The following is a 22,734-nucleotide window of genomic DNA, read 5'->3' as shown; positions in this document are numbered from 1 at the left end:
TCCGATACAACAGAGGACGAAGATACTAGTACGACTACAACTGAATAGGTAGTATCAATTTAAAGTTATAAAGGGCCCCATGTTTGTGCATGGGGCTTTTTTTATTGGCCAATAAAAATAAAGGGGGCCCAATATTTCGGATGTGCATATCGTTTTTCTGCTATATTTTTTTCTTTTGCTTGTTGTAAAGCTAAAGAGATGGATTGTTCATCTTGGTGTTGTTCATAAAAAGCGACCATAAGATAGGAGGTGGCCCGGTCATTGACATTCCAGAGCGAGACCAGAAGGTTGCGTGCCCCGGCGTATTGGAAGGCCCTGCTCAAACTTATTATTCCTTCTCCGTTTACCATTTGTCCCACTCCTGTTTTACAGGCACTCAACGTAACAAGTTCAGCATTCAACGAGAGGTTATAAATTTCGGAAGCATGTAAAATACCATCCTTTGGGTGTTCTGGATTAACACTGAACAGTATACCCGACTGGTGGGGATTTTCTTCGGAGACATAAGCATGCGTTGCCAGGTGTATATAGCGATAATCTTCCAGAGGCAGGTTTTTAAAATTTCGTTCTGTGGCTTCATCTTCAATGAGGACTGTCGTTTCCTCTTCTTTTTGAAAAGGCCAAAAGCCTTGAGAAGAGTTCATAAGTTCTTCAATTCTTTGCACTTCCTGTTTGCTGAGAGGCAAAGAAGGTAATGGCCGCTTATAAGCTGGGTATAGTTCTCTTTTTTCATCTGTTGAAATTTCAGAGAAGACCGGGGCAAAAGCGACAAGCTTTTTAGAGGTTTCGTGGGGGCGTTCCTGGTGATATAGCTCTATATAGTTGGCTGAGGGAGCGTAACTGATGGTATAATCATTAACAAGATAAGGTAGATCATGGAAGCGTTTGGAAGGGTTGTTTTTTTTATTTTTGCTTACCAAGCTTTCAAAAGGTAGGTAGTGTAAATTCCCATCAGGAATAATAAGAAGCTTGGTTCCCTCAATAGCGTCTTCAATAGGTTCTATAAGCTGTTTATAAAGAGCGTGACTTTTGGAGCTGAAATCTGATGCTGAAGAGGTTTCAGTGATTACGTTACGATATGCTTTAACTTTTTGAGATAGAAGAGAGTCGGTACTAAGTTTACGAAGTTGAAAGTCGTTACTTGTTATTATAAATGCATATAAAGCCTCTTCGCTGAAAAAGTATTGAATAGCAGTCTTTTGTGGCGCCAGAAACTTTTCTTGTATTTCTGAAGCTCGAGTAATAAGGGGCTGATATTTATGCCGGTAATATTTGGGATAGGATGATTCCAGGGTTTTGGTGTGATTACTCAATGCTTTTTGGAGGTGGAAGAGAGAGTCTTCCAGGGCAAAACGTTTGGTAGAGTCCGTTTGTTGAGGATTTTGGGCTGAGCTGGAAAGTTGTTGCTGCAAAGTTGTTAGCTTGGTACGAAGGGCGGCCTCTCGGGCAATAAGTGAGTCGGGAATATTGGCAAATGATTGCGCAACATCTTTTTGCATCTCTTCCAGAAGAATTTGGCTTTGGCTCTGGCCCACAAAGTAGAAGGCGTACTCTTTGTAGTCGGTATTTCCCGTTCTTTGGTATAGGCGAAATGCTGTTTGAAAGCCTTGGTGGTATAGCTCAGAGGTTCGATTGCGCAATAAAAACTTGGACCCTTCTCTTTTATAAGATTTCTGCAGCTTGTTAATTAGCTGAACAGCCTGTAAGTAGGTTTGCAATGATTGATCCAGCAGCGATAGAGGTTCATCTGATTTATCAGCATGCTGTTTAATCGCTTGGCTTTTTAAACGCAGTGTTTCCAGAAGTTTAGCAGGATATAAAACCTCTTCCAGTGCAATTTCACCGAGGCTAATCTCTTGGCTGTAATTGGAAACAAAAATAGAGACAGCACGCTCGTAGTAGCTTAAGGCCTTGGTATAATTATTATTATGAGCGTATGTTTCTCCAATTTTAGCATAGGTGTCACCAATAAAAGGATGCTCAGCCCCTAAAAGATCTAGGTTTATATCCAGATCTTTATGATAGAAATCCAGAGCTTTTTTGTAATCTCCCTTTGCATTATATGCCTGCCCCAAGTTGGCGTATACGTTGCCTAATTCGGGGTGTCCTTCTGGGAAATGCTTAAGGTGTATGGCTTGGGCTTTTTTATAATGATTAATTGCTTGTTCATATTTTCCCCGATCATAATAGATCGCCCCCAGGTTTTGGTGACCTATGGCAATTTCAGGATGTTCTTTCCCTAAAATATTTTTTCGGACTCGGAGCGTTTTTTTAAGGTATTCGGTTGCTTTTTCAAGTTCTCCTATTTCAGAATAGACAATACCAATATTATTATATCCGCGGGCGACCAGTCGGTGGTTTTCACCATGGAAGTTGGTTAATACCTTAACCGCATTTTTCATATGGTCGAGTGCCCGCTGGTAATCACTCTGGTAGAAATAAATAATGGCAATATTGTTGTTCGACTTTGCCAATTCCGGGTGGTGGCGGGGCAGAGTTTGACGATCTATCTCCAGTGACTCTATATAGTACTCCAGGGACTTTTTATACTGTCCCAAGTTTTTAAAAGCCGTGCCGTGACTATTATAGATACGACTTAATATTCTCGGTTTGTATAGTTGGAATTGATGATATAGAGCTTCGGCTCTGTCCAGTTTTTGTGAAGCCAGATCATATTTTCCTTTTGCAATATATACTTCACCTGTACCAGCCAGTACCTTAATTTGCCATTCCAGGCTTTTATCGGAACTGGAGGAGTTTGCAAGATCAGAGGCTTTGTGATAGTAGGTTAGTGCCGAATCATACTTTGCCTTGGTTTCTGCAATACGCCCTTTTTGATATAAGTACTTTGTATGGAAGATATGGCTCTTGGTAAGGTAGTGCTGAGCAATAGTTCTGGCCTTGTCAAGATACTGTTCAGCTTCATCTATGTTACCTTGTGAAGTTTTGTTACTACTAATAGCATAGAGGGCCGTAACTTTTTTGTCCCAGTTCTTTTCTTGATTAAAAAGGCGGGTTGCTTGTTTGTAAAAGAAGTTTGCTGAATCGTATTGTGCAGCATAAGCCAGCGAATCTCCTTTCTGAAGTGCTAGAGTCCCACTTTTTTGTCCCCATCCTAAGATTGGAGTCAAAAGAAAGAGTAATACAATTGCTATTGCTGATTGCAATAGCTTGTTGAGAGCCCTGTAAGCCAAACCGATACCTTTTTTGGGAAATGTCCTTAAGCCATTATAAGGTTAATGGTCACTAAAAAAGTTGAAAAATAAAAATGGAAATTTCCGGTGGCTCTTTCTACGCTCTCGATATTTAGTCTTTAAACATAGAATTAACAAAGAGTTCGCGATCAAAGACTTGTAGATCTTCGATCTCTTCCCCAACTCCAATATATTTAACGGGCACGTCCAATTCATTTGAGACTCCTATAACAATGCCTCCTTTGGCGGTACCGTCAAGCTTTGTGAGCACCAAGCCGGTGATATCTACAAAATCGGTAAAAGCCTTTGCTTGTTGCATCGCATTTTGTCCGGTGGAAGCATCAAGCACTAGTAATACTTCGTGAGGGGCGCCATCCACCACTTTCCCCATAACACGTTTTATTTTCGCAAGCTCTTCCATTAACGACTTCTTGTTGTGAAGGCGTCCGGCCGTATCAACAAGGGCGATATCTGCCCCTTTGGCTTTGGTAGATTCCACGGTATCGTAAGCAACAGCTGCGGGATCGGCATTTTGTCCCTGTTGGATGATAGGTACATCCGCGCGTTCGCTCCAGATCTTAAGTTGATCTACTGCAGCAGCCCTAAAGGTATCAGCGGCGCCGAGCATAACGGTTTTACCTGCCTTTTTGTAGAGATGGGCCAGCTTGCCGATCGAGGTTGTTTTGCCCACTCCGTTGACCCCTACTACCATCACAATATGGGGTTTCTGAGGGAATTCAGCATCAAACTCGGCCGGTTTGTCAGCGGAATGATCTTTGAGCAGGCCAATAATCTCCTCGCGTAAAATTCGCTGCAGCTCATCACTGTTGAGGTATTTGTCTTTGGCAACACGGTTTTCGATACGGTCGATAATCTCGAGCGTTGTTTTGACGCCCACATCCGAAGTGATGAGGATTTCTTCCAGCTCATCGAGTACGGCAGCGTCAACGGTATCTTTACCGGCAATAGCCTTGCCAATTTTTTTCATGATACCGGAGCGGCTTTTTTCGACGCCCTTTTCTACTTTCTCTTTTTTCTTGAGACCAATTTTTTCTAAAAAACCCATATGTCGTGCTTCGTATTTAAAAAATAAAATGTCAGCCTGTTTCTCTGAGTAGTTCCCGTGAGATCCAGGATGCTCTCTGCAAGGGAGAGGCTATTATGTGCTAAAATTAAAAACGTACTTAAAAAAGGCTTAGTTAAATGCGACGCCCTTTCGTATTTGGTTGAATCGATGAAGATAATCAAAGAAGGAGAAAAACATAAGCGCCAGCGATGCGCCCATCAGCATCTGGTGAACTGCCGTGGCCCCGGGATAGAAAAAGGCAGCAAGCCAGTATAATCCCAATACATTAACACTTATTTTACCGGACATTACTGCCATAGCTACTTTGCCGCGCAAATTTCGAATATACAGCGACCCAGCCATAATAAAAGCATCCCGGGCAATTTCAATAATAAAAAACCAAAGGGGAATAATGCCGATATAGGTAGCATACAAAAATAAGATGAATGCGCAGAATTTATCTGCCAGCGGGTCCAGTATTTTGCCCCATTCGGTAACATTGTTTGTAAAGCGTGCAATATAGCCATCCAGGTAATCTGAAAAGATACCGTATAACACAAGTGCAGTAATTACCCACGTAATTTGCTGTCCATTGGTATAGTGCAAATATACAATGGGTAAGGCAATGAGAATGCGCGAAAAAGAGATCGCATTCGACCACGTAAAAAGGTCTTGCTTTACCTCAAAATCTTGTTGGTCAATGTTAAATGTTTCGGACAACGAAAACTTATATCTTTGTTATCATTTAATTGTGAAAATTGGATAAATCCAACTACGGCTAAAGATACATAAAAATCTTGCTATGAACGACTCCCATGAACTTGTAGAGCAAATACGTACATCCACCAAAATATTTAGCGGGCGACTGCTCCATGTTTATTTTGATGAAGTGCTTCTTCCTGATGATACCACAGCAACACGAGAGTGGATTAAGCATCCGGGGGCCTCAGCCGTAGTACCGGTTTTTGAAAATGGGGATATTATGCTGGTACGTCAATTTCGATACCCTGTGGGTCAAATATTTTATGAGGTGCCGGCCGGGAAGATTGATCCGGATGAAAGTGCCGGATCAACGGCCGAACGTGAGCTAAAAGAAGAAGCGGGACTACAATGTAAGAGGTTTGACTATGTCGGCCACTTCTATCCCGGTATTGGCTATTCAGATGAGATAATCCACTGCTATGTAGCTTGGGATATTAGCTCTTTTGAGCAGGCGGTGGATGAAGATGAGTTTTTGATAACAGAGCGTATCCCGTTTCGAAATGCCATAGATATGGTACATCGAGGTGAGATTACCGACGGTAAAACGGTTATTGCCCTATTGCGGACCTGGCATTGGTGGCAGAATCATAAACCCTTTGAAGTGTAAGAGGCTGTCTGTGCTGCCACCAGGGAGGTTAGGATATGATCTCTTCTTCTACTGCTAAGTCGTAGATCGATTTATGAAGGTCTGAGTCAGTGATATCGCCCCTGTTGATCAGCTCTTCGACCTCGTCGCCTCGCAGTAGCAAGATGCAGCCCATTTCATTGAGTACTTCATCGAACTTTCGGGGGTCGGCCATGGAGAGTTTATCAAGATCTATTCCATCCGGATTTTTAACAGTGTTTACAAGACAGTAGAACGTATCTTCTTTGTCATCGTCATCTCCAAAGCCAAATATTTCAAGTTTGGTGTCTTCTTTTTCGAGCATAGGATAAAATTAAATCTGTGTTAGTAAAATTCTCGTATTTATTAATGAAGCAGTAGTTAAGTCTGCTGTGATCCTTGATTGTAATGAGTGGCTAGACAGGCTCCCGGCTGTAAAATGCCGGGGGCTTTTTTATTTGTGGCGATCCAGGAAATCGCGCGCTTTTATCAGCTCTACCACTTCGTCGGAGTCGCGATCAATAATTGCTACCTGGAATAAACTAATAATAGCCTGATCTTCAATACAGCTGATTGTTTCCTGTATAGTGGCACATTCTTCTTGTTCACTTACCAGGTCATTTATGCCTTTGACAACATAGCGATAATTCTTTGGTTTTTTAGGAACAGTTGTTGATTTGGATTTAGAGGATTCTCCGAAGTATTCTCGCAGAGCTTCTTCAGTAACATACCATTGTACTCCTAATTTGCGAGCACGGATTTTTCCATCCCGCAGGTAGGCCCGGATCGTCATTTTGCTGAGTCCTAGCTGTTTATGTAAATCATCAACCGAATAAAGTACCAGGTCGCCAACTTGTTTAGGCATGCTGAACAAATACCAGTTATTTGTGTTCAAAAAAATTAATGTATTTCGATTTCTAAAATAACAATAACCTAATATTACATAAAGTTTAATAACTATTAATTATAGATTACTTATATATTAAATAGTGAGCTAAAGAAATAGTTGTTCTGTATAGGGATCTATGCTTATATTGTAAACAGTGTTTCGAAAAAAGCTCTGCATCAGCAGGGCTTTTGCTATTTTTCCCTTCCCCACTATTGCAATCCGCGTCGTTTTATTCCCTCCCATTCATGTATTCAATCAGAACCGCCAGGTTTGGTATATGATTTTTATTATCACTGCTTTTTTGTGTTAAATAATTTTGCTTGTCTTAAGGATAGCTCAGTATTAGCACAAATCAATGATTTCAGATGTATAATTAGATTATATCCATAAGCACGCTGCTAATTATTAATAGATGAATAGATATGTTTTAAAGTATATTACATACATATTATTTATAGATTAGTTGGGTAGTGACAGATATTATTGATCTGTACACTATAATCTTTGTATATTGTAAACAGTTGATCAAAAAAGCTTTGCGCTCGCAGGGCTTTTGCTATTTCTCCCTCCTCCTTTAGGATAACTTACTTTCCTTTACTGAGTTACAGTAGGCACTACTATTACGATTCTGAACTTTTAAAAAAGAAACCTGTCGTATGTAATAGGTGGAATTTCCATTCTTGCTTTAGCCCCCCTAAATGTTACTTAATATGTATAAGAGTGCACATATAGGCATCTAAAAGTTTAATATTTAACTTTATTTTAAATTAGAAATGCTGCTGTAAGTTATACTTTAATTACCTATTAATAGCCATTAGTTATAGATCACTTATATATTAAGTGGGGAATTAAAGAAATAGTTGTTCTGTATGGGGTTCTATGCGTATATTATAAACAGTTACTTGAAAAAAAGCTCTGCGCCTGCAGGGCTTTTGTCATTTACTACCTTTTTTAGCCCCTCTGATTGTAGTATTTTTCCTTTCTTAACTTTCTTTTCTTTTGGCATCTTTTATTATGCATCGCAGATATTGATATAAAAGGTAATTCAATTGTAAAACCATAGTTATGGCTATAAAGAAGTCGGTCAGGACACTTCTGCTTGAACAATTAGAAGGTGAAAATGCCCACGTTACCTTTAGTCAGGCAGTACTGGGTATTACGTATAAACAAGCCGGCATCAAGGTTGAAGGTGTTCCTCATACCATTTGGGAGCTCATTGAACATATCCGAATTGCCCAAAACGATATTCTTGAATTTTGTAAAAACCCAGAATATGAGGCTATCGACTGGCCAGAAGCATATTGGCCAGATTCCCACTCCCCAAACAGTAAAGACGAGTTGCAAAATGCTATCCGGGAAGTGCGTGAGGGAATAGAAGAGATGAAGTCTCTGGTCCGAGATTCTGATCATGAGCTGCAGGAACTAATTACTCATGGAGACGGTCAAACTTTATTTCGGGAAGCAATGCTAATTGTCGATCATAATGCTTATCATATTGGTCAAATTGTATTGGTGCGAAAGTTGCTTGGCAGTTGGTAGTATGCGTGTTAGGGAATTCAATAATTATTTAGCAATTCGGAGATGAAAGAAATTCTTCGCTTTTTACGAGAAGCTCGAGTGGGATACCTCTTTTTTACCTCACTCATTATCATTGGTATTGGTTTTGGTGCGTTCGAAATTATTCATCAGACGTTGTTGACTGAAACATCGTCGGAAACGATGCAGTGGTTATATTTTAGCAGAGGAGTTATCGTTGCTCTTGTACTCATGCTATGGGCTGCCTGGACGGTCTACAATTATAGAGAATATTATGAGGATCGCCTTGAAGCAACAAAGTTACGCTACAGCGATATTATTGAGCATTCGGCCGATGCCATTATTACTATTGATAATGAAAGGGTTATTACTTCCTGGAATCAGGGTGCGGAAGAGATGTTGGGATGGGAGCGGGATGAGATTATTGGTAAACCGATATCCTATATAGTACCTGATGAGCTTATTGCCATGCAAGAGCTGGAATGTATCGAGTTTGGCCTTAAATATAAGGGCCATGTTCGAAATTATGAGACTGAGCGATTGACCCAAAATGGTGAAAAAAAACTGGTTAACTTAACAGAATCATTCATCAGAAATAAAGATGGCGAAATTGTGGGGCGGTCTCAGATATTACGTGATCTTACGGATATTAAGATGCGAGAAGAGCAGATTCAGCAATCTGAGCGATTAGCTACTGTAGGTCATATGGCAGCCGGGGTAGCTCATGAGGTTGGCAACCCTCTGACTGCTATTTCTTCATTGGTCCAGGTATGCCAGCGTAAAACAGACGATGACTTTTTGCAGGATCAGCTTAAGAAGGTTCGTGAGCATATACAGCGAATTAATAAGATTGTCCGTGATTTGGTAGACTTTTCGCGGCCCTCGAGCATGCAGGCAGAAAATGTACAGATAAATGAAGAAATACAATCTGCTGTTGGGTTATTGAAGCATGATGCACGCTGTCGTAATGTGAATTTTGAAATGAATCTTGAGGATAACCTCCCGCCCATTACCTGTGTACCCGACCAAATACACCAGGTGTTGGTAAATTTATTTTTAAATGCTGTGGATGCGATGGAAGGGATCTCAGAACCCGTAGTTACCATTACTACTATCCGAGAAGAACAGCATATTAAATTAAAAGTAGCAGATGTTGGAAAAGGGATAACAGAAGAAGACCAATCCCGTATATTTGAACCGTTCTTTACGACCAAAGAAGTGGGGAGTGGAACAGGGCTGGGCCTCTCGGTGAGTCATGGAATTATTAGTAAAATGGATGGTTCTATTTGGGTGGAGTCAGAGCCGGGAGAAGGAGCAACTTTTATTATAGAATTACCGATAAAAAACTAATAATATGACTGGATCAATTTTAGTAGCAGACGATGAAACAAGCATTCGAGAATCCTTAACCATTGTACTTGAAGATGAAGGGTACAACTGTACGGCTGTTGAGAATGGTGAGGAGGCTATACAGGTTATAGATCAAAATAGTTTCGATATTATTGTCTCCGATTTAAAAATGCCCAAAAGGGATGGGCTTGGTGTATTGGAATATGCGCTGCAGCACTCTTCAGATACGTTAACAATTATTATTACGGCCCACGCTACCATTGAGACCGCCATTAGTGCACTGCGCAAAGGGGCTGCAGATTATATTTTAAAGCCACTTGATTTTGATGAGGTGCTCATCCGCATAGAAAATCTATTGGAGCATAAAAAAGTAGCACAGGAGAATAAATATCTGCGTGAGAAGATCGACCAGGAATATAATTTCAATCATATCATCGGCGAAAGCGATGCCATGAAAAAGGTATACAAAATGGTAGAGCGAGTAAGTAGCGCTAATAGTAATGTGTTGGTGACGGGCAAAAGTGGTACCGGAAAGGAGTTGGTAGCCCGTGCCATTCATTCAAATAGTGACCGTTCTAATAAGCCATTTTTAGCAATTAATTGTGGTGCCATTCCAGAAGATCTTGTTGAGTCAGAACTTTTTGGACACACAAAAGGAGCGTTTACCGGGGCTACGACGGATAAGGATGGGGTTTTTGTAGCGGCCCATGGCGGTACGGTCTTTTTAGATGAGATAGCTGAGATTCCACTGAACTTGCAAGTAAATTTATTACGTGTACTGCAAGAGCGGGAAGTAAAACCGGTGGGATCAAATAAAACAATTAATTTTGATACCCGAATAATATCAGCCACCAATCAAGATCTGGAAGCAGAAGTTGAAAAAGGAAACTTTCGAGATGATCTTTATTACAGACTTAACGTTGTTGAGCTTTCTCTGCCTCCTCTGCAGCAACGCCGAGACGATATCCCTCTGTTGGCCCATCATTTCCTAAAAAAATATAATAAGGAACTGAAAAGAAACTTAAAGGGTATCTCAAGCGAGGCAATGAGTGCCATGATGGCTTACCAGTGGAAAGGTCAGGTCCGGGAGCTGGAGAATGTGATTGAACGATCGGTATTGTTAAGTGACAGTGATTATTTGCAGCTGCAAGATCTGCCAAGTGCCATCCGGGATGCTTCGGGATCCGAAGAGTTTAATATGGATAGCGAATCCTTGGACCAGGCCGTGCGTGTGTTTGAAAAACATCACATAAAAAGTATGTTGAAACGTACCGAAGGGAATAAATCGGAAGCGGCCCGTCTGCTGGGCATCGATCCCTCGACACTTTATCGGAAGATGGAGCGATTGGGGCTTTCAGATTAGATAGCTATTTGTTTTGAGATTGAAGTGATACGGTGACGTTAAAGTGTAAATCTAATTTTTTATCAGCCCGAATAAGTCCAAACATTTTGCTGGGTGGCTTAATATCGTAAGTATCCATATTCAGTGCTTTGCTTCCTTTCACTTGAAAGTGATTATTGTCAATTACTTTCCCTTTCACTTCAACCTCTGTGGTATCAGAGACACCGGCGATATTCATAATTCCACGTGTTATAATAGGCATCCAGCTATTGGGTGTAGCTGCTTTCTTGTCAAGAGTGGCTTCCAACAGTTGATAGGTGATGGAAGGATGCTGTTCTGCCTTGAGCGCTTTATACATATCGTTGTTCATCGCTCTTTTACCACAATCAAGGGAATGAACAGGCAGCGAAACCGATATTTGTACTTCTCCATCTTCTTTTACTGCAGATTGGGGATTGGTAGTGCTGTTAATTTGGCCTTGGCCCGAAAGTTCTTGGGCGTGACAACTAAAATCTACGGGACCTGCTGTTCCTTCAATCCATATTCTACCGCCATTTGCAATAGTAAGTTCGCCAGGTAATGATTGTGCCCCACTCCATAAGGGTAATAGCATCGATAAGATAATTGTGAGTAAACCGGCTGTTTGAAGCATTGTGATTAGCTGTGTTTTAATTGGAGTGAGACGCAACTTGAGGGTTAGTTACATTGGGTTATCGGCTGAAAAGTAAAGCTCAAAAGATACAGTAACCTTTTCTCCGCTTTTTATCGTTCCAAAGACGGCCGAAGGGGGATCTATATCATAATCTTTCATATTGATCTCATAGTTCCCAGTAAACTTATAGATTCCTTCATCTTGAATAGCTCCTTTTACCGGTAGGGATATGGTACGATTTACCCCGGCTATAGCTAGTTCTCCGGTTACATTCAGGTCCATTGTTGATGAAGAGGAGTTATAATTTAACATCTCGGTGGAGTCTATTTTAAAAGTGATGTTGGGATGGTCATCTTCTTTTAGTGCTTTATAGGTCTTTTTGTTCATCCCTCCTTTGCCACTTTCTATAGATTTAACAGGAATACTCATTGTAAAAGTTTTCACAGGGGTATTTACTGTTTCTTCCTTAAGTGCTTCTTTCTCAATATTAATGGTAGTATTAATTTCTTCAACCTCAGATGTCCAGTCATGGATGGTCGATGTACCATCAATTTGCATGGTGCTTTTATCAAGCAGAACATAATCTGTTGTTTGGGCAGTAAGTGAGCTTGTGGCAACAAATAATATCAGAATTAAGTTGGTGAGTAGAGTTTTCATAATGGCCTCTTTTTTTATCATATGTGTTGGATTGTTTCCTACTATTAGTAATGCAAAGCCTGTTCCAAAGAGCTCATTTCTTCCAGGTATTTATTTCATAAAACCCTATTTATAAGTCTCAAAAGGGGGTTTTTGAAATAACTAATTATAAAATAAAATGGTAGTGTGTCTTGCTTGCACTATTGCAAATAGACAGCAATGCATCCATGCACTACTGCAATGACACCGGTAAGGGTATCACAAATAATAGGACTATTAGAATTGTTTAATTGCCTTTTAACGCAGATAAGTAGGTGTTAAAAAAGGGAATTCAAAAAGTTGTAAGGTTTATAAAAAGCTGGACTCAAAATTGCATTAGTAATACATAGAGTGCACTAACTGCTAATGCTAATAACAGAATAATGAATTCCCAACCCATACTTATTATAGATGAGGAAGAGGCTGTACGAGAGTCTCTGCATCTGGTTTTGAATGAGGAGGGTTTTCAGTGCTTAGCAGCAGAAAGTGATATTAATGCCAAAAAGATTTTATTGTCAGAACCCATTGCAGTAGTTGTCATCGACAGTCATTTGCTGGGGTCCAAATCTTTTTTGCAATTTCTAAAAGAGAATACCCCTCAAGTGCGAATTATTATCATGAGCACCTATGCAGAAGTTGATGTAACGCAAAAAGCACTTCTTGCCGGAGCGCATGATTTTGTTATTAAGCCTCTCAATTTTAAGGAACTTATTGATAAGATAAAGTTCCAGCTTTCTATCCTTTCTCAATAAAAAGTGCTATAAATTATTTCCTTTTCCTCTTGTCATTTCGGATGAGCTCCCATCTTTCGTCGGGCGGCTGGGGGGGTACTTTCCGGCAAATCATATAAAGCAAGGTTTTGTAAAACTCCTTTTTATGGCCCACCCACACCTGCACTATCTACTATGCTAAGGGGAAATTTGCCGAAGTACAGCCTACGCAGCCGAAAGCTACTTGGGCGCAGTAGCCCCGTTAGGCATAGGTATGGCTTCGTAGACCAAGAAAGTTTCGGTGTGCTCGCTTGGTCCCTCCCTGCGATTAGGGAGGGAAACTCCTTTCTCCCAGTAAAAGCAGTGTCATCCTTAGGGCTGCCAATGTGGTAATTTTCTCTGATAAAAATCCATAGATGTACGACGGGCATCCTTGCCCGTCTGTTTCTTAAAGTAGATTAATTTATCCAAAGTCGGACAAGATGTCCGACCTACCTTGTTGACTGCGGCAATGACCCTTTCAAATTGATTATCAGAGGGCTTTGCAAAACCTTTTATTTCGTCATTCTGAGCTTGTCGAAGAATCTCCAGTATCCATCTGCTGCCGTTGAAAGGGAGATCCTTCATTACATTCAGGATGACTGCCTGGTTTTGCAAAGGTCCCTATCATAAAATATTCTGCTCCACCTGTTGCCAATGTGGTAATTTTCTCTTGTAGTAACTCATCTCTCTCTTAGTTAGACGGATTGTTGATCCGTCCTTTAGCTAGTTGTTGGACGGGGATGCAACCCGTCCAACATTAAGTTTATTTCAAAAAACGGCTGCACTCGGCCTGGATTACCGCACGCCAGTTCAAATCGAACAACAACTAACACACAACCAAGCTGCATGATCTACCTTAACTCTCTGTCTACTTTTTTGTTGCAATTCCAAGATAACAAGGATCGCCTCTCATATTGATGCACGGCTGCGACTTGTGAAATTATATTGAGATATAGTTGATATAAATCTCCAGTAGTTGGAGGGGTATTTTTGTCAGCAAAAAAATAGACGAAAAAACTGTTGAGGGAATGGTATCCCGACAGCTGTTGGGACCAGCCCCCCCGACTGAAAAACCATGTTATTCCGAAGGGAGCGTAGAGAGTCGAGGAATCTCCCAGAAGAGATTCGTCTAGCGTAAAAAAAGAAGCTCTCATACATTACCCAATCGTTTCAGGGAGATTGCCACGTCGTACCGTCAAACCACAGTACTCCTCGCAATGATGCACGTTGTTTAAAAAAAATCAAAAAACTATGTCATCCTGAACCATGTACTGAGCTTGCCGAAGCATCTCTGTCAGGATCTCGGGTTTTTCCTATTTCAAATAATAAATTGATCACCTTTTTGAGCAACTAATCAGCTGGTGGGGCACTAGAATTGGACAATACCGTTATTTTGAATGAGCTCCCATCTCACGCCGGGCGATAGCTCCAGTCGCCCGAGGATAGGTATGAAGTTCGGAAGAAAATGCACTCCTAAGGTCGGTGATGGGCTTAGTAAGGCCTTGATGGAGGGCAAATAAAAAGCGGTATCGCCAGATCAATGACGATACCGCATTAGGGATAAAATAAACCAACCTAGAGGTTATGGCAGGTTATCTATGCTTAGAAACTGATTATGGCTTCCATCATGACGCCATTGAATTTACCATCTTTGTATTTGTTGGTTAAGTTTGATGGGGCTACGCCCGGAGCAAATCCTCTTGTACCCGTAAAGCCTTCGCCACTATAGGATTGTGTTACATATTCAAGCTTAGCCATCACGTTTTTAGTGAGGAACCATCCGCCGCCGATATTAATACGGTCGATTTCGATATCACCACCGGTTGTTTCACCGCTTACTAAGTTATAGCGGCCGCCCAGATAGAAGTCTTCATCTGCACCGAAGCGATAAAGAAGTTCAGCTCCATACTGGTTAAAGGTACGGCTGTCATTGCCTGAAATATTACCGCTGGTGTTTTCAAATACTCCGTAGAACTCAAGACCATTGTACTTAATGAATGGGTTAATCATGAAAGCTGTCATTTCACCGGGAGCAGGAGCTTGTCCATATCCGGGAGTGAAGCTAGGCGCGAATCGTCCGGCACGGAATCCGTCATCCATAACAGAGTAGTAGCGAGATCCTGCCCGGTCACCTGAGTATAGGTAGATAGATGCAGATTGAGCTACATTAAGGATAGAACCGGTCAGGCGGAACCGCATGTCATCATTAATTTGGCTGTCAAACCCAAGTTTACCGTAAAGAGTAGCATGTGTTTTAAAACCGTTTGCTGCTTTATCAGTAACATGTTGGTTCAGCTTACCATTGCTGACACCAATCATTCCAAACATGTTGCCAGAGTAGTAATAGATCTCACCGGCTACTTCTGTAGTAAAGGAGTCCATTATATAGTTACCTACAAAGGGATTATGGATTGCAGAACCGTTATCGCTTCTTCGGAAGTGGTTGTCACCATAGTTAAGCTCCATGTGACCTACTTTTATGCGTACGTTATCCATCAGGCCGGAAGCAAGTCCTTCACTAATGAAGTCAAGGCGATCTACCTGCATATATCCACTCTTCACATAAGCCTCAGTGTGGTGTTGTGAGGTTAAGTATGTACGTAAGTGCATTCGGAGGCCATTTGCCAAGCCTACATCAAGATCCAGATTTGAGGTGGCTAGGTTAAAATTGGATTCAAGATTGGGTAAAGTCTTAAAAATCGGATTACCCTGATCATCTTTTCCTGCATAATAGGGGTCGCCAGTGTTTTCTTGACTGATTCCCTGGAACTGTATTGCGTTTGACCCTCCAATTCGTACTTGTACACCGTCAAATTCAATATCTGTAGTGAACGGTGCTTCAAATTGGTTGAGTCCTCGTTGGTCCGGACTGGTAAAGTATTGTAAGTCCCGATCAGTAGTTTCTTGAGCAAAAACTGATCCTGCCATCAAAAAGAATGATAGGAGGAATAAAGTGATATGTTTGTTAGTGAATTTCATAATAGTAACCTATATGTGTTGGGATTTAACTTTTTTTAGTGTTAAAACAGGTGGTGGTTTTTGGTTAACAGATGTCTTGTGTGTCTTCATGTTTATACTATTACAACATCTGTTCCAAGATGCAGTTGGGGCATGATTATTTTTAAGTAATAGGGAAAAAGCCCTTTAGGAAGGTGTGGTCGGCATAATTTTTGGAAAGAAATGAGAGGGATAATGCCAGAGTAAAAAGGGGAGAGATCGTTTCTTTGCAGTACTGCAAAGAAACCTATTGCAACAGTGCAATGTTATTGTCTTTTGATTATAAGTCTTAGAATAAGGTTGGATGTGATAAGAAAAGACCGGAGCGGTATTGATAATGCTAAATAGTTTAACGTTGAACCAAATATGCCTATATTACTCTTCTTAACCATTAATTAAATCCATATAGGTATGTTTTCTAAAATAGGACGTTATTTATACGCACTACCATTTGGTATTTTTGGTCTATTTCACTTTATGAAGGCTGGACAGATGGCTGGGATGGTACCTATTCCAGGCGGGCAGTTCTGGGTATACTTGACGGGCGTTGCTATGTTGGCTGCTTGCGTAAGTATTATTATAGAGAAGAAAGCGCGCCTGGCTTGCATCCTGTTAGGTGTACTGTTACTTATATATGTCTTAAGTATTCACTTGCCGGCTGTTATTGGAGGACAAATGCAGCCCAGTATGACCAATTTACTTAAAGATTTAGCTCTTGCAGGCGGGGCTTGGTTTATTGCAGGTAGCTATGAAAGTGAAATAGAATTCGAAGCATGAAATCCAACAAAATGATTAGGCCCCATCAGCTAGATTGAATGGGGCCTTTTTATGTGCTTATTATTTCTGTGCTTTATACCACGGCCCTGTAATTACCATGGTTAATCCCGAATGTTGAATATTCATGAATAACGAAGAGCCGGCAGGTGAAAACACAGTGTTGCCAGTTCGGAGCTGGGTTTCGCATTATGCTCCAGTTTGCAGGCTTTGCCTTCAGGATAATACCATTTAAGGGACCTTTGCAAAACCAGGCAGTCATCCTGAATGTAATGAAGGATCTCCCTTTCAACGGCAGCAGATGGATACTGGAGATTCTTCGACAAGCTCAGAATGACGAAATCAAAGGTTTTGCAAAGCCCTCTTTAAGCCTATTTTTTCATCCGTATTTTCACAGATAATAAGATCGCTCCAGAGAGCTACCGTTAAATTATCGGTATTTCTTATGATATTGCTGCTTTTTGATTTAACAAATAGCTCCAATTTTCCTTCGGTAGTAGTATTGCCATACCACATACCTTTGTCACGGGCAAAAGTCTTTTTGGGGTTCCATTTGAACAGTCCAGATGGGCCCTGTAATTAAAATCGTCAACAGGGTTGCCAGAACTGCTACTATTGGATGTTTGAACTCCTGAAAAACCTAATGCTAAAGCGCCGGTTTGTTTAAGAAAATGTTTGCGAGATATTGACACAAGATAAATTAGTTATTGAATTTAAATTTATCTTATAAGTATACTCAAATATTAAGAGTCAAATTTTGCCAGACCATGATTATTAGATAAATATTAGCAGTATTTTACAACTTTAATGATGTTTTACCAGATTTCAAGAAAAAACATATAATCAGTTGATGTTAAAGCGTTATTTTTAACGCCACAGAGACAATAGAAAAACAATAATAGACGTTGCCGGTGAATACCATATTTAAGTTGTTATTAAATTCAGTACTAGTTTTATCGATTTTATTTTTTTCCCCTACAGTATCTAAATCACAAGAATCACAGTCTGAGAGTAGTATTGGGGATGTGCGTACCGCAAAAGCGCATGCCAAGGGTGAGGAGGATATTGTTTTAGATGGCAAGCTCGATGAAAAAGTATGGCAGGAAGCTTCTTACACTTCGGGCTTTACACAGCGCGAACCCAATGAGGGGGCCGAGGCCACCTTAACAACAAAGGTTGCTTTTGTCTATAGCGATGAGGCTTTATACATAGGTGCCCGAATGTACAGTGATAACCCCGAAAAGATAAAAGCCCAGTTGAGCCGACGCGACAATATGGGTAATTCAGAACGATTGATCATTTCTTTGGATACTTATCTGGACCGTCGTACGTCAAGAAGTTTTGCCGTTTCTGCATCCAGTGTAAGGGCCGATTATTTTCAGCCTGAAGATGAAATGGGCTACCGAAATCGAGATTACTCTTACAACCCTGTATGGGAAACAAAGAGTAATATTGATAGTAAGGGGTGGACTACAGAAATACGGATTCCATTTTCACAGCTTCGATATAGTGATAGCAAGAAACAACGATGGGGGCTAAATATTAATAGATATATCCCGCAGAGAAATGAAGATTCTTTTTGGGTGATGGTACCTCAAGATGAAAATGGTTGGGCCTCTCGTTTCGGGACACTTACCGGAATTAAAGATATATCTCAAAAGCGCCAAATAGAATTTGTCCCCTATGCAGCAGGTAGTGCGCTACTAAAAGGGGATCCTGATTCAGATAATCCGTTTAGTGAAAACGTAAATTGGAAAGGACGCTTTGGTGGCGATTTTAAAATTGGGCTGGGTCCAAACTTAAAAATTGATGGTACTGTTAATCCTGATTTCGGACAGGTCGAAGCCGATCCGGCCCAGGTTAATCTTTCGGCTTTTGAGACTTTCTTTGAAGAGAAAAGGCCATTCTTTACACAAAATCAGCAGCTGTTTCGGTCATTATCCGGTGGTGGGGGGCGATCAGATCGTTACTTCTACTCCCGACGCATCGGTGCCGCGCCCTCTTTACGGCCTACCGGAAATGACGATATTGACTATGCTGAGGAGATATCGAACACCTCCATTATCGGAGCTGCAAAAATAACAGGCCGCTTCCCCTCTGGGCTCTCTGTGGGAGGGCTGGGTACGGTAACGGCACGAGAAAAAGCAGAGGTCTATAATGCTGATACTGATACCTATGATGAGGTAGTTGTTGAGCCAACCACAACCTATGGGGTTTTGAGATCGGAACAGGAATTTGGGGAGTATACATCAACTATTGGGTTTATCATGACCGGGGTGTATCGCAATTTAGAAGATAACACCGAGTTGAATAGCCAGCTAAACGAGACGGCATTTACAGGCGGAACTGATTGGAACCTCAGGTTTGAAGATGGTAAATACCAGTTGTCGGGTGATGCCGGCTTTAGTTATGTCTCAGGATCGCCGGATGCAATTTTGAATGTTCAGCAATCGAGTGCCCGATATTATCAGCGTCCTGATGCTTCATATTTAAGTCTCGATTCTACAAAAACTAAGCTCGGTGGTTATCGAGGACGGTTACAAATATCTAAAAACGCGGGGGAGCATTGGCTATGGGAAGCAGGAGCGCGGGTTAAATCGCCGGGCTTCGACCTTAATGATACCGGGATCTTATTTAGAGCAGATGATATTTCTTCAAAAGCAGAACTGACGTTTCGGGAAAACGACCCCGGTTCGTGGTACCAGTCGTACCGTTTAGAGTTGAGTTGGGATGGCTCCTGGAACTATGGTGGTACGCAGAGAGAAAATAGATTTGGTTTCGACAGTAATATCGAATGGAATAACTTCTGGCGTACATTTTTTAATGTGAGATACAGTCCACGCACAATGAGTGATCGTTTAACAAGAGGAGGGCCATTAATGGGATCACCAGAGGAGTATGCTATATTCGGAGGATTATTTACCAACAGAAGTGACAATGTATTTGGTGAGATCTTTGGTCGCTATGAAGAAGATGAGTTTGGGGGCTGGCAGCTAGCAGTAAGGCCCTCGGTGCGAGTGAATACGGGAGATCGATGGGAATTTGAAATAGAGCCTCGTTTTTCGCGACAAAAGAATACCCGTCAATATATTACTACGAAGGAGGGAGGCCCTTCCGAAACATTCGGTAAGCGTTATATTTTCTCCAGTATCGACCGTTCTACCCTTTCTCTCCAAACAAGGGTAAACTATGCCTTTTCTCCAGACTTGACGCTTGAATTCTATGCCGAACCTTTTGTTGCCAGTGGTAATTATTATAAACCGGGAGAATTGCCCGCTGCAGAATCTTATAACATAGATCGCTATGAAGATTATAGCATAGAGGATGGAAAATATAAGGTTAATCATAAAGGGGATGAATTTGAAGTACCTGCGGATAACGATTTCTTGGTAAAATCATTTCGCAGTAGCTTAGTGCTTCGTTACCAATGGCGTCCGGGTAGTACTTTCTTTTTGGTATGGCAGCAAAACCGTTTTGTACAAGAAGAACGAAATCGGTTTGTGGAACCCGGAGATCTCGTAAATGCATTGGGTGAGACAGGAGATAATATTTTCAGTGTTAAATTCACGTATTGGTTCAACGTTAACTAAATTGTTGATACTGAAAATTTTTTAGAAAAATACAGATGGATACTGTTACCCAAATTACGCTTGGTGCTGCCGTTGGTGAGTTGGTATTAGGAAAAAAGATTGGCAATAAAGCCCCGTTATGGGGCGCCATTTTTGGGGTTGTCCCAGATTTGGATGTATTAGCTTCTCCTTTTGTGAGCGAGGTTCAGGCACTAGCCATTCATCGGGGTTTCAGTCATTCATTATTTTTTTGCGCTATTGCTGCTCCCCTCTTTGGATGGTTGCTGCATCGTTACTATAAGCAGTCTGAGACAAGTTTGAGAGATTGGTCGTTGTTGGTATTTATGACCATTATAACGCATATTTTTATTGATGTTTGTACGAGCTATGGCACACAAGTATTTCAGCCGTTTAGTAACTATTCGCTGAGCTTTAACTCTATTTTTATTATAGATCCCTTTTATACTCTCCCGCTGATGGCGGGCATTCTCACGGCCCTGTTTTTAAAACGAAATACTGCCAAGAGGAAATGGGCCAACACTATAGGGTTAGCAATAAGTTCGCTTTACTTGCTGCTCGGCTTTGGGGTTAAAGCCCATGTAAATGACGTTTTTGAGCAAAACTTTACACAGCAGGATATCCATCCTCAAAAGTATATGACTACTCCTGCTCCGTTCAGCATTTTCTTGTGGACCGGTTATGCTGAAGAAGGAGATAGGTTATATGCCGGTCTTTATTCCGTATTTGATGATGACCGAACTATTGATTTCAAGTCAATACAACAAAATGCGGAGCTCTTAAAACCCTACGAAGGTCAGCTTCCTGTTGAGCGGTTAAAGTGGTTTTCCCAGGGATATTATGCTGCAAGTAAAAATACGCCTACCCTATTAGTTCATGATCTCCGATTCGGCCGTTCTGATCTGTGGCTTACGGATGAGACTGCCCCTTTTGTTTGGAACTATAGACTTATCTTTAATGAGGATTCAACCCAAGTAGTGGGCTTTGAACAATATGAGCCATCCTTTGACATGCGATCAGAGGTTTGGAGTCAATTGTTTGACCGTGTATTTGGGAAAGAGTAATCTAAAGTTCTATTCCTCAAATCCTTTTCCGAAAAAAATGGTAATGTTGGTGTAATGATTTCTATGATCGCTCGTCTATCCAACAGAGATGACAAAACAAAAATTTAAAACATATGTACTGCCCTTTAAGGGCAAGCTTTTTCGGTTGGCCTTGAGGATGCTCAACAGTCGACAGGAAGCGGAAGATACCATTCAGGATGTGTATCTGAAGCTGTGGAATATGCGCGATGGATTATCGCAATATAATAGTTTGGAGGCACTTGCAGTTACGGTCACAAAAAACTTGTGTATTGACAAGCTTCGCTCGTATCGCAATCGTAATAAAAATGACGGAGCCCTGGAATTGATGAATCTCTCAACCGGAGGTCGTTATGATCCGGTTGCCAGTATTGAAATGGATGAAAGTATGCAGTGCATCCATAAATATATTCAGCAACTGCCCGACCGCCAGCGACTGGTTATTCAGTTACGTGATATAGAACAGCTGAGTTATGAGGAGATTGCTGAACAAACCGGATTGAAGGTTAATAATATACGGGTAGCACTTTCACGAGCCCGCAAGAATGTGCGAACCGCTTATTTAAAAGAACAGAATTATGAAGAAGGAACAAGCTAAACAACTGATTGAAAAGTATTATGAGGGGCAGACCTCTCTCGAAGAGGAGCAGCGACTACAGGCATTTTTCCAAAATGAGCAGATCCCTGAAGAGTTACAGTCGCATGCCGACTATTTCCGTTATACTACTGTTATGAGACGAGAAAATACTGATTCCGGTTTTGATCCTCTTGGAAAGGTAGAGGCTGAACCCGATGTACCCATTACACCGCTGGATAAGAGCACCGAAAGTGAGAGTGGCCTTGGAAGTCGAGCTGTGGTCTGGTCTCTGCGTATCGCAGCAGGATTTATATTGTTACTCATCGGTTTTTCGGCAGGACAATTTCTAAATAATAATGGCGGGGCTTCGACGGAACAAGTTGCGGCTCTGCAACAAGAGGTGCAGCAGATGAAAGAGGCCCTGATGTATGGAGGAAATTATCAGCAGGCCTCGGCGGGAGAGCGTTTATCTGCTGTCAAAAACTCAACGCGGTTTGTTTCCGATAATAACGAGCTGGACCGGCAGATCACAGATATTTTAATCTACACGATGAATAATGACAACAGCGTAAATGTACGCATGGCGGCTGCCGAAGCCCTCTTCCGTTTTCGGGATGAATCACCGATCCAAAAAGCATTGGTGAAGGCGTTGCCCCACCAAGAGGATCCGCAGATGCAGCTTACGCTTATCGATATGTTGGTACAGCTGAAGGCCAAAGGAGCACTTAATGAAATGAATAAGCTCCTTATGGATTCCGATACGCGCGAAATTGTCCGAAAACGATTGCAGGCAGGAATTGCAGAACTAAAAACTTGATCAACAAAAGGCCCGTCGGTGACAAAGCAGTTGCCGGCGGGTTGGTAATGTCCCTATACTTGTGTAAAAATTGAGAAG

20 protein-coding genes are annotated in these 22,734 nt (G+C 41.4%); 11 read left to right on the top strand and 9 right to left on the bottom strand.

Annotation, left to right across the window (positions count from 1 at the left end; translation table 11 throughout):
* Positions 1–101: 101 nt before the first annotated feature.
* The 3 genes from G3569_RS01730 to G3569_RS01720 all read right to left on the bottom strand — a co-directional run bounded on the left by G3569_RS01730 (position 102) and on the right by G3569_RS01720 (position 4,980).
* A complete protein-coding gene (locus G3569_RS01730; protein ID WP_205719985.1) occupies positions 102–3,131 on the bottom strand; it encodes a CHAT domain-containing protein in 3,030 nt (1,009 codons plus the stop codon).
* A 175-nt stretch (positions 3,132–3,306) separates the two neighbouring features.
* On the bottom strand, positions 3,307–4,260 hold the full coding sequence (gene ftsY, locus G3569_RS01725; protein ID WP_165265469.1) for a signal recognition particle-docking protein FtsY: 954 nt from the start codon (positions 4,258–4,260) through the stop codon (positions 3,307–3,309).
* A 129-nt stretch (positions 4,261–4,389) separates the two neighbouring features.
* Complete coding sequence (locus tag G3569_RS01720) at positions 4,390–4,980, bottom strand: CDP-alcohol phosphatidyltransferase family protein (RefSeq protein ID WP_165265467.1); 591 nt, start codon at positions 4,978–4,980, stop codon at positions 4,390–4,392.
* Between the two features lie 82 nt (positions 4,981–5,062).
* On the opposite strand from G3569_RS01720, the gene G3569_RS01715 reads away from it, so the two are divergent.
* Positions 5,063–5,629, top strand: coding sequence for an NUDIX domain-containing protein (locus G3569_RS01715; protein WP_165265465.1), 567 nt, complete (start codon positions 5,063–5,065; stop codon positions 5,627–5,629).
* 28 nt (positions 5,630–5,657) lie between these two features.
* On the opposite strand, the gene G3569_RS01710 is transcribed toward G3569_RS01715, so the two are convergent.
* Together G3569_RS01710 and G3569_RS01705 are read right to left on the bottom strand one after the other, a co-directional pair.
* Positions 5,658–5,951 (bottom strand): vWA domain-containing protein, encoded by a 294-nt coding sequence (locus G3569_RS01710; RefSeq protein ID WP_165265463.1) that lies wholly within the window; start codon positions 5,949–5,951, stop codon positions 5,658–5,660.
* Between the two features lie 129 nt (positions 5,952–6,080).
* Positions 6,081–6,491 carry a helix-turn-helix domain-containing protein gene (locus G3569_RS01705; protein WP_165265461.1) on the bottom strand — a complete coding sequence of 137 codons (411 nt, stop codon included), beginning with the start codon at positions 6,489–6,491 and terminating at the stop codon, positions 6,081–6,083.
* Between the two features lie 1,089 nt (positions 6,492–7,580).
* Here G3569_RS01705 and G3569_RS01700 point away from each other — a divergent pair.
* The 3 genes from G3569_RS01700 to G3569_RS01690 are packed head-to-tail and all read left to right on the top strand — an operon-like array spanning position 7,581 to position 10,764.
* Complete coding sequence (locus G3569_RS01700; RefSeq protein ID WP_165265459.1) at positions 7,581–8,054, top strand: DinB family protein; 474 nt, start codon at positions 7,581–7,583, stop codon at positions 8,052–8,054.
* A 42-nt stretch (positions 8,055–8,096) separates the two neighbouring features.
* Positions 8,097–9,401, top strand: a complete 1,305-nt coding sequence (locus G3569_RS01695; protein ID WP_165265457.1) for a two-component system sensor histidine kinase NtrB — start codon at positions 8,097–8,099, stop codon at positions 9,399–9,401.
* A gap of 4 nt (positions 9,402–9,405) precedes the next feature.
* Positions 9,406–10,764 (top strand): sigma-54-dependent transcriptional regulator, encoded by a 1,359-nt coding sequence (locus G3569_RS01690; RefSeq protein WP_165265455.1) that lies wholly within the window; start codon positions 9,406–9,408, stop codon positions 10,762–10,764.
* 4 nt (positions 10,765–10,768) lie between these two features.
* On the opposite strand, the gene G3569_RS01685 is transcribed toward G3569_RS01690, so the two are convergent.
* Entirely contained in the window at positions 10,769–11,356 is a 588-nt protein-coding gene (locus G3569_RS01685; RefSeq protein WP_165265453.1) for a YceI family protein, read from the bottom strand.
* Between the two features lie 87 nt (positions 11,357–11,443).
* Positions 11,444–12,052, bottom strand: coding sequence for a YceI family protein (locus G3569_RS01680; protein WP_165265451.1), 609 nt, complete (start codon positions 12,050–12,052; stop codon positions 11,444–11,446).
* Between the two features lie 401 nt (positions 12,053–12,453).
* Between G3569_RS01680 and G3569_RS01675 the strand changes: the two genes are divergently transcribed.
* Positions 12,454–12,822 carry a response regulator gene (locus G3569_RS01675; RefSeq protein ID WP_165265449.1) on the top strand — a complete coding sequence of 123 codons (369 nt, stop codon included), beginning with the start codon at positions 12,454–12,456 and terminating at the stop codon, positions 12,820–12,822.
* A gap of 330 nt (positions 12,823–13,152) precedes the next feature.
* Here the strand turns inward: G3569_RS01675 and G3569_RS01670 are convergent, their stop codons facing one another.
* Positions 13,153–13,437 carry a hypothetical protein gene (locus G3569_RS01670; RefSeq protein ID WP_165265447.1) on the bottom strand — a complete coding sequence of 95 codons (285 nt, stop codon included), beginning with the start codon at positions 13,435–13,437 and terminating at the stop codon, positions 13,153–13,155.
* Between the two features lie 987 nt (positions 13,438–14,424).
* On the bottom strand, positions 14,425–15,801 hold the full coding sequence (locus tag G3569_RS01665; RefSeq protein ID WP_165265445.1) for a hypothetical protein: 1,377 nt from the start codon (positions 15,799–15,801) through the stop codon (positions 14,425–14,427).
* A gap of 429 nt (positions 15,802–16,230) precedes the next feature.
* On the opposite strand from G3569_RS01665, the gene G3569_RS01660 reads away from it, so the two are divergent.
* The 6 genes from G3569_RS01660 (at position 16,231) to G3569_RS01640 (ending at position 22,656) form a co-directional block, all read left to right on the top strand.
* Positions 16,231–16,596, top strand: a complete 366-nt coding sequence (locus G3569_RS01660) for a DoxX family protein (RefSeq protein ID WP_165265443.1) — start codon at positions 16,231–16,233, stop codon at positions 16,594–16,596.
* Positions 16,597–16,835: 239 nt separating this feature from the next.
* Positions 16,836–16,994, top strand: coding sequence for a hypothetical protein (locus tag G3569_RS18295; RefSeq protein WP_205719984.1), 159 nt, complete (start codon positions 16,836–16,838; stop codon positions 16,992–16,994).
* A 624-nt stretch (positions 16,995–17,618) separates the two neighbouring features.
* Positions 17,619–20,183 (top strand): DUF5916 domain-containing protein, encoded by a 2,565-nt coding sequence (locus G3569_RS01655; RefSeq protein WP_165265441.1) that lies wholly within the window; start codon positions 17,619–17,621, stop codon positions 20,181–20,183.
* 35 nt (positions 20,184–20,218) lie between these two features.
* A complete protein-coding gene (locus tag G3569_RS01650; protein WP_165265439.1) occupies positions 20,219–21,244 on the top strand; it encodes a metal-dependent hydrolase in 1,026 nt (341 codons plus the stop codon).
* A gap of 88 nt (positions 21,245–21,332) precedes the next feature.
* Positions 21,333–21,860 (top strand): GFO_1088 family ECF-type sigma factor, encoded by a 528-nt coding sequence (locus G3569_RS01645; protein WP_165265437.1) that lies wholly within the window; start codon positions 21,333–21,335, stop codon positions 21,858–21,860.
* Entirely contained in the window at positions 21,841–22,656 is an 816-nt protein-coding gene (locus G3569_RS01640; protein ID WP_165265435.1) for a HEAT repeat domain-containing protein, read from the top strand. The genes G3569_RS01645 and G3569_RS01640 overlap by 20 nt, the downstream gene beginning before the upstream one ends.
* The last annotated feature ends 78 nt before the right edge of the window (positions 22,657–22,734 follow it).

The sequence above is a fragment of the Fodinibius halophilus genome, from assembly GCF_011059105.1.
Classification (GTDB): domain Bacteria; phylum Bacteroidota; class Rhodothermia; order Balneolales; family Balneolaceae; genus Fodinibius; species Fodinibius halophilus.
This window is presented reverse-complemented; position numbering and strand designations above follow the sequence as displayed.